General features: G+C 56.6%; 8 protein-coding genes. 2 read left to right on the top strand and 6 right to left on the bottom strand.

Annotated elements, in window-relative coordinates; all coding sequences use genetic code 11:
- Positions 1-1073: site-specific integrase (locus tag BUB78_RS19705; protein WP_073201098.1), on the top strand; the 1073-nt coding region annotated here is incomplete at its 5' end.
- A gap of 153 nt (positions 1074-1226) precedes the next feature.
- Positions 1227-1454: a hypothetical protein gene (locus BUB78_RS19700; RefSeq protein WP_181444382.1), complete on the top strand. Its 228-nt coding sequence runs from the start codon at positions 1227-1229 to the stop codon at positions 1452-1454.
- Positions 1455-1576: 122 nt separating this feature from the next.
- Here BUB78_RS19700 and BUB78_RS19695 read toward each other — a convergent pair whose 3' ends face one another.
- From BUB78_RS19695 to BUB78_RS19675, 6 genes are all read right to left on the bottom strand, one after another.
- Positions 1577-1888 carry an NIPSNAP family protein gene (locus BUB78_RS19695; RefSeq protein ID WP_073201096.1) on the bottom strand — a complete coding sequence of 104 codons (312 nt, stop codon included), beginning with the start codon at positions 1886-1888 and terminating at the stop codon, positions 1577-1579.
- Between the two features lie 110 nt (positions 1889-1998).
- Positions 1999-2403: a GFA family protein gene (locus BUB78_RS19690; RefSeq protein WP_073201094.1), complete on the bottom strand. Its 405-nt coding sequence runs from the start codon at positions 2401-2403 to the stop codon at positions 1999-2001.
- A 45-nt stretch (positions 2404-2448) separates the two neighbouring features.
- Positions 2449-3294 (bottom strand): alpha/beta fold hydrolase, encoded by an 846-nt coding sequence (locus BUB78_RS19685; protein ID WP_084732981.1) that lies wholly within the window; start codon positions 3292-3294, stop codon positions 2449-2451.
- Positions 3295-3298: 4 nt separating this feature from the next.
- Positions 3299-4039, bottom strand: coding sequence for an NAD(P)H-dependent flavin oxidoreductase (locus BUB78_RS19680; protein ID WP_245813605.1), 741 nt, complete (start codon positions 4037-4039; stop codon positions 3299-3301).
- A 6-nt stretch (positions 4040-4045) separates the two neighbouring features.
- Positions 4046-4276, bottom strand: a complete 231-nt coding sequence (locus BUB78_RS21340; protein ID WP_245813604.1) for a nitronate monooxygenase — start codon at positions 4274-4276, stop codon at positions 4046-4048.
- 5 nt (positions 4277-4281) lie between these two features.
- Positions 4282-4488, bottom strand: a complete 207-nt coding sequence (locus BUB78_RS19675) for a tautomerase family protein (protein ID WP_073201092.1) — start codon at positions 4486-4488, stop codon at positions 4282-4284.
- Positions 4489-4523 lie beyond the last annotated feature (35 nt).

Here is a 4523-nt window from a genome sequence, read left to right as displayed (position 1 = left end):
CCCTATGCCATGCCGAACTAGAAGCGCTGGCAAGGGTCGCAGAGCGTGACGAGGGCGACTTCACGGGCCAACCCACCGCGCCGATCATCGTGAACGCACAACCCCTAGAAAAAGCTACTGCATCGGTCAGTCTGACGGGCCTGTGGTCTGATTACGTGAACAGCCGGGTGCAGGCTGGATTCATGCGCGACGGCGGTAAGCGACAGCGCCCGGTCATTGAGAACCTGCGCACGTTTCTTAAGCATAACAATGCCAGCCGCATCACAAAGAAAGACCTTCTGGCGTGGCGCGAACATCTTATGAAATCGCTGTCTGCTAAGACCGTCAATGATATCTACCTTTCTACCGTGAGGTCACTTTTTGCATGGGCTGCTGACAATGACCGCCTGCCTGAGAATGTAGCGGATAGCGTAAAGCAACCAAAGCCGCGCAAGGTGTATGGCCGTGAACGTGGCTACACAGATGTAGAAGCCGTCAAGGTGTTGAAGGCGTCACGCACCTATCAATCCAAAGCGGATGAGTTCGGGCGGGTGCGCGAGTCTGATCAGATGGCGAACTTGAAACGCTGGGTGCCCATCATCTGCGCGTTCACCGGTGCCCGTGTGTCTGAGATCACCCAGTTGCGCAAAGAGGATATTCGCAAGACCGATGGGCATTTGGTGGCACGCATCACACCAGATGCAGGCACGGTGAAATCGGGTGACTACCGTGATGTGCCACTGCATCCTCAGATCATTGAACAGGGCTTCGCGCAGTTCGTGTCGGAAGCTGATCCCGGCCCAATGTTTCACAATGCAACCGCACCAGAGAAATTCCAGCGCGCGGCTGTGATCGTTTCCAACAAGTTGTCAGATTGGTTGCGAGAGAGCGGCCTTCGGCCAGAGGGTCTGCAGCCTAACCACGCATGGCGGCACCGCTTCAAGACGCAGTGCATCGAGCTTGGAATTTCACCGCGCGTCTATGATGCGATTCAGGGTCATGCAGCGAAATCCGCATCTGACGGTTATGGCGACGTGAGCCTGAAAGCCAAGATCGACGCTATAAGTAGACTGCCTGAATATGAGTTAAGTTGAGTTTATGCGTATTGGCAGGTCCGACTGGTCCGAATGGTCCGACTTGTCCGACCGGTCCGACGTCTGAGTTGCGTCCCGCCACACATCCCCAATCACGCCGTCGCTATAGCAGAGACAAGCAGCATGTGCTGCGTCACATCTGAGAGGTTAGCGATGAGCAAGAAACCACATGAAGATACCGGGCTGGCAAAATACATCGAGCGCAGGGTGCTCGAACTGAAAGCCCGGAAATCCCAGCTTCAGATTGCCGGCGAGGCGGGTTTCCCGAACGCGAATATGGTTACGATGATAAAGAACGGGTCCAGCAAGCTTGCTCTGGACCGGGTGCCGAGCATGGCTCGTTCTCTGGAGTGTGATCCGGCATATCCTTTTCTCAGATGAGAATTGCGGCGCGTGAACAACGCCATGATATGCCGCCCCTCAGGGGCCATCACCAACTTTTAGCTATATCTCTGGTGGCATTGCATTAACCTGCTTGCGCTCTGATGGCGCTTTGGCGTGACCTAAGAAGCGGTTTCCAGTGGCCGCAAGAAAAACCGATCATAGCGTCTGATACACTCTGTATCCTCTGCCATCCGGTACGCTTTCTGGCAATCGCTGTCGGTGAGGCTCCTTGTGCGATAAACCTCATAATCCGCCAAGGAGGGGAACGAAAAAAGACAGACGGCCAAGTCGTTCGGGCTTTCATGCGGTAAATAGTAACCATGATGCGTGCCGCCAAATTTCTCGACCAGGGGCACCCATGCCCGTGCATATTCTTCGAACTCGGGAAGTTTCGATGGGTTCAGTTCATAGCGTACGTAGCAGGTTATCAATGGCTTCTCCTAACGCGGTATTTTCTGGCAAAGGCTTTGTATTTACGGGTGCCAAGGTGGTGTTGTTACAGGCAGTTTCCCGGCCGAACGCAACACAGAAGGACACTGCTTTAGGGAGGAAACCCCTGATATGCCTCAACCTGATCAAGACATGAGGACCACGATGGTTGTTCAGAGACGAACGTCCTGAACTTTTCAGCCACCTTGGGCTCTGCGTGCAAAGAACCCGCCGGAACGATCATTTTTGATCCGTCGCCGCTTGTCCAAGGAACGCCAGAGCCGCAGACCCGGCAGAACGATTTGGAGATGTCCCGCCCTCGCATTTGGTAGGTGACAATATCTGCGCCGCCAGACAGCCAGCTGACCCTCTCGGCCGCTATGAACAGATTTGATGCGAAGGCTGATCCAGTGATCTGTCTGCATTGATCGCAACTACACAAGAACATCTTGTCGAACGCGTTGACGACCTCGAACGAGACCGCGCCACACAGGCAGCTTCCCTTGATTTTCTGCATTGTCCTGATCCTTTGTAATTGGCACTGACTGCTTAACTGACCGGCTTAGGTCGCGATGTTATCTCGTAGAAATCCGGCAAGGGCTTCGAGAATCTGGCTCGGGGCTTCGAGCTGCGGCATGTGCCCCACGCTGGGAAACGATTGAAATGATGCATGCGGGATTCGTTCGTGGAGCGCCTTCCCCCGTTCGAGCGGAATCCACGGATCGTCCGCGCCCCATAGAATGGTCACCGGGCATCGGATTTGACCGAACATCGGTTCGACGTCGGCGGTGAAGCGCTCGTCGGCTTGAGAGAATTGCCGATAAAAACTCCCACGACCGTCTTCATCGAGCCACGGTTCGACGAGCTTCGAGAAGTCTTTACTGTCGATCTCGTTGACGAGAGCGCCCCGGATATAGGCTTCAACCACTGCCTTGTGGATATGCGGTGGCAGACAGGTGAAGGCCTCGACATGCCGCCCGACATGATCGAAAAAATCCGACCCCCAAGGGCGCATTGCGACAACGTTCATCAGGGCATATTTCTCGAAATCGCAGCCATGCAGAAGATGCGCGCGCAAAGTTGCCGCGCCGCCGAAATCGTGTGCTACCACGCGGGGGCGATCCAGTTTCCAGTGCGCCAAAATCTCCGCGAACACGCTACCCTGTACGTCGAGTGCCGTGGCTTTCTCGGGGCGCTTATCGGATTTCCCGTAGCCCGGCATGTCATACGAGTGGACGCGGTAGGTTTCAGCCAGTGCCGGAATGACGCGATGCCACGAAAAAGAAGACCACGGCCATCCATGCGCGAGAACGAGGTCCGGTCCATCACCTGCACTCCCGGCGGCAACCGAACCTGCGCTTGTCATGACGGTTTCGCCCAACGACCAGCTCCCTTTAAGTTTCTGCATCGCTTCAATCCTTTGTGATGGGTTCGACAAGTTGGCCGACGCGGCGCAACCGATGCTCAGCCTGCGAGATCATTCTGTGAAGCGTGGCTTGCGCGGGTTCGCGGGACCGGATGAGATCAACTGCCTCGCCGACAATTACAGCGGCAACATCCATGTTGCCCGATTCCGAAGCAGCCTTGAAACGGGTCTGCTCTTCTGCAAGATTTTCGCGCAAGCCGACAATATCACCACTCCACCGCCGAGTGAAAGTGTTGCGCATCGTGCGTAGGTTCCAATCCGAAGGCCAGTTGAGCCCACGTGCCACGTCGAACACCGAACTTCGTTCGGTATCGTCGCCTGAACCGCTCAGAGCGGCTTGTTTGGCATGTTCACTGGCGAGCGATTCATTGCTGGCAAAGAAGGCGGTTCCACACAAGACACCCGAAGCGTCAAGCGCCAGGGCCGCAGCCAGACCACGTCCATCAGCGATGCCGCCTGCCGCGATGACCGCTATCCCTTGCGCGATATCGACCACCGCCGGGACAAAGGGCAACGTCGCTCTGGTGCCGCCGTGCCCGCCCGCCTCTGCGCCCTGGGCCACGATGGCATCAACGCCAGCGTCCACAGCTTCACGCGCCTGTTCGAGCGTCTGCACCTGAACGATCAGCTTCGTCTGTGCCCCCCTGATTTGATGGAGAAACGGTTTGAAATCACCGAACGAGAGCATGAGCGCGGCAGGGTTTCGCTCAAGGGCAAGATCGAGCAATCGGGGCTATCTTGCCAGCGACCAAGTAATAAAGCCTACCCCGATCCGTGCATCCCCCGCTGCATTGAATTCGCGCATCAGCCAATCGGCGTCGCCATAACCGCCGCCGATCAGGCCCAAGCCACCTGCATTGCTCACCGCCGCAGCAAGCGCCCCACCGCTGACACCTGCCATCGGTGCCAATAGAACGGGATGCTCGATACCGAACAGATCACAGAGAGGTGTGCGAATAGACATGCCGGTCACCCCGCCGCTTCGCGTCGGTACTGTTCGACGGGCACGCCGCCGATCCCCCAATCCTCAAGCGCAACTTCGTCGATAACGACAAAGGTCGTCGCCGGAGATTTGTCGAGAACCCGCACTAGCAAGTCGGTAACGCCGCTGATCAGCTCGGCCTTCTGATCGGGGGTGACGCCTTCGCGCGTCACCTTGATGTTTACATAGGGCATATCGGTTCCTTTCAGCTTTCGCGTTCAGTGATTTG

It is taken from the genome of Roseovarius marisflavi (assembly GCF_900142625.1).
GTDB lineage: Bacteria > Pseudomonadota > Alphaproteobacteria > Rhodobacterales > Rhodobacteraceae > Roseovarius > Roseovarius marisflavi.
This window is presented reverse-complemented; position numbering and strand designations above follow the sequence as displayed.

Coding starts and splice junctions, on each gene's coding strand:
- BUB78_RS19700 (WP_181444382.1), top strand. CDS start 1,227: ATGAGCAAGAAACCACATGAAGATACCGGGCTGGCAAAATACATCGAG.
- BUB78_RS19690 (WP_073201094.1), bottom strand. CDS start 2,403: ATGCAGAAAATCAAGGGAAGCTGCCTGTGTGGCGCGGTCTCGTTCGAG.
- BUB78_RS19685 (WP_084732981.1), bottom strand. CDS start 3,294: ATGCAGAAACTTAAAGGGAGCTGGTCGTTGGGCGAAACCGTCATGACA.
- BUB78_RS21340 (WP_245813604.1), bottom strand. CDS start 4,276: ATGTCTATTCGCACACCTCTCTGTGATCTGTTCGGTATCGAGCATCCC.
- BUB78_RS19675 (WP_073201092.1), bottom strand. CDS start 4,488: ATGCCCTATGTAAACATCAAGGTGACGCGCGAAGGCGTCACCCCCGAT.